Source organism: Aeromicrobium sp. (assembly GCF_014378035.1).
Taxonomy (GTDB): domain Bacteria; phylum Actinomycetota; class Actinomycetes; order Propionibacteriales; family Nocardioidaceae; genus Aeromicrobium.
In genome coordinates this window covers 1-2,349 of sequence record NZ_JACMOM010000234.1, presented here as the reverse complement: position 1 = coordinate 2,349, position 2,349 = coordinate 1, and the positions used below count along the sequence as shown (strand labels likewise).

2 protein-coding genes and 1 pseudogene are annotated in these 2,349 nt (G+C 67.8%); 1 reads left to right on the top strand and 2 read right to left on the bottom strand.

Going from position 1 to position 2,349, the window contains the following annotated elements; all coding sequences use genetic code 11:
• Positions 1-449, bottom strand: a pseudogene (locus H7290_RS12260) (cellulose synthase); the annotation flags it as partial.
• A complete protein-coding gene (locus H7290_RS12255; RefSeq protein ID WP_290514301.1) occupies positions 446-1,660 on the bottom strand; it encodes a SpoIIE family protein phosphatase in 1,215 nt (404 codons plus the stop codon). The pseudogene H7290_RS12260 and the gene H7290_RS12255, both read right to left, overlap by 4 nt.
• 178 nt (positions 1,661-1,838) lie before the next feature.
• Between H7290_RS12255 and H7290_RS12250 the strand changes: the two genes are divergently transcribed.
• On the top strand, positions 1,839-2,349 hold a 511-nt coding region (locus H7290_RS12250), incomplete at its 3' end, for a response regulator (protein WP_290514300.1).

Here is a 2,349-nt window from a genome sequence, read left to right as displayed (position 1 = left end):
TTGAGGTTGCCCGCCTTGGCGTGGCGCGGCATGCCGGCCCACTCGGCGGAGCGGGTGATCCATCCGATGCCCTCGGCCTCGGCGGCCGCTCGCATCTCGGGGCGGTTGCCGTCGTCGAGGATCCAGGTCTCGTGCGGGTAGCTGATCGCCTTCGCCGCCCGCGCGGTGGTCATGACGAGGTCGATGGGTTCGTTGTACGTGGCGATGAAGACGTCGACGGTCAGGCCAGGCTCGGGGGGAGCCGGGGTGTCGCGCTCCTTGAGGCGCCACATGCCCAATCCGAAGAGCAGGGAGTCGATCAGGCTGTAGGTCTCGGCGAGGACGAGCGGCACCGCGATCCACCACGCGTCCCAGTTGACCGAGAAGAGCCAGCGCCACGCGACGTAGTTGAGGCCGAGCAGCGACGTCAGGAGGACGACAACCCGGATCAGCAGAAGCCGACGGCTCACCGAGGAGATCTCTCCAGGGGGGCGCGGAACACCGCCACGGCGGTGACGTCGTCGAGCGCTGTGCGGTCCCGTGCCAGACGCGCTACGAGGTCTAGTACGGAGTCGACGTCGTCGGCCTTGCGCATGAGGGCGCCTACATCGTGCCACCACTCGATCGGGTCGTCGATCAGGTCGAGGAGGCCGTCGCTGAAGATCAGCATGCGGCTGCCGGGGTCAAGGTTGACCTGGTGCTCGCTCCAGTGGTCGTCGGGGAGGATCCCGAATGGGCGGTCCTTGCTCTTGAGGCGCTCCTCGCTCCCGTCGCCGTGGATCAGCAGGCAAAGACCGGCGCCGGCGTCGACGTAGCGCGTGAAGCCGTCCTCGAGGTCGATCGCCGCCTCGAACAGCGTCACGAACGACTCAGTGCGCTCCAGATCGGGCAGCAGGCTGCGAGCGACCTGTGTAGCCGTGATGCCTAGGTCGACGCCCGCGGTGACGGCCGCGTGGGTGCTGCGGATCGCGGCCCGCACCCCGGCACCCACAAGGGCCGCGCCTGTGCCCTTGCCCATGACGTCGCCCAGACCGAGGTGGACGACACCGTTGGTCACGCCGTAGTCGTAGAAGTCGCCACCGACGGCGAGGGCCGGCAGGCAGAGCCCGCTGATCTCCCAACCTCCCACACGCACGGCGCGAGCCGGCAGCATGGAGGCCTGCACGCGACCGGCCTGCAACATCTCCGTGGACGACACCAGCTCCTGCTCGGCCCAGGCCGCAATGTCGCGGAACGCAACGAGCAGGTCGCCCTCGAGGGTGCGCGGCTCGGTGTCGTAGATGCAGAACGTACCGACTACGTTACCGATCGCGTCGCGCAGCGGGTGCCCGGCGTAGAAGCGCATGTTGCCGTGCTCGACGATCGGGAGATGACGGAAACGGTCGTCCTGCGTCGCGTCCTCGACCACCAGCAACTGACCCTCGTCGGTCGTGCGGTCGCAGAACGTGTCCTCACGAGGTATCTCGTCGACGTCGATGCCCTGGGAGCTGGGGAACCAGGCGCGGTCGTCGTCCAGGATCGTGATGGTCGTCATCGGGACGCTGAAGACGGTGCGTGCCAGGCGGGTGATCCGCTCGAAGCGCTCTTCTTTCTGTCCCTCGGACAGCTGGAGGCTCTCGACAGCACGCTGACGTCGTTCTTCCACGACGGGGTCGCGCGCCGGTCCTGCAGGGAGAGTCATACGTGGTCCTTCGGCTGGTCTCGTGCTGCACTGAAGGTGAACGTCCCCCAGGGTCGATCGCGCAAGCCTCACACCCGGGGGCAAGCCCACGCAAGGAACCTACGCCGGTGGCGATGATCCGGTGCCCGTTGGTGTTGGCTAGATTGGACAACGTTAAGCAACCTGAGGGGTGACGGGCATGATGACAGCGCATCGGGTTGTTGTCGTCGATGACGACGATGACATCCGCGACCTGCTGGTCCACGTGCTGAACGAGGCAGGTCTCGAGGTGTCGACTGCCTCGGACGGGGCCTCTGCGCTCGCGACGATCCGCGAGGTGCAGCCCGACCTCGTGACCCTCGACCTCTCACTGCCCGACATGGACGGCACCGAGGTGTGCCGCGCCCTTCGCGAGTTCAGTGATGCCTATGTCGTCATGATCACCGGACGCGCCGCGGAGATCGACCGGCTGGTAGGTCACGAGGTCGGCGCCGACGACTACATGGCCAAGCCCTTCTCGCCTCGCGAGGTGCGTGCCCGGGTATCGGCCCTGCTGCGTCGCCCACGCCTGGGGGGCGTGCCCGCCACGCCGACCGATACCGCGGAGACCGGGCTGCAGGTCGCGAGGCCGGACGGACCCCCGGCCGACGAGCCCCGGGCTCCCGTCGACGTGGGTGGAGGCCTGGTTCTCGTCGTTCAGCACCGCATCG

Excerpts from the sequence above, each read along its gene's own strand:
- H7290_RS12255 (WP_290514301.1), bottom strand. The coding sequence starts at position 1,660 with ATGACTCTCCCTGCAGGACCGGCGCGCGACCCCGTCGTGGAAGAACGA.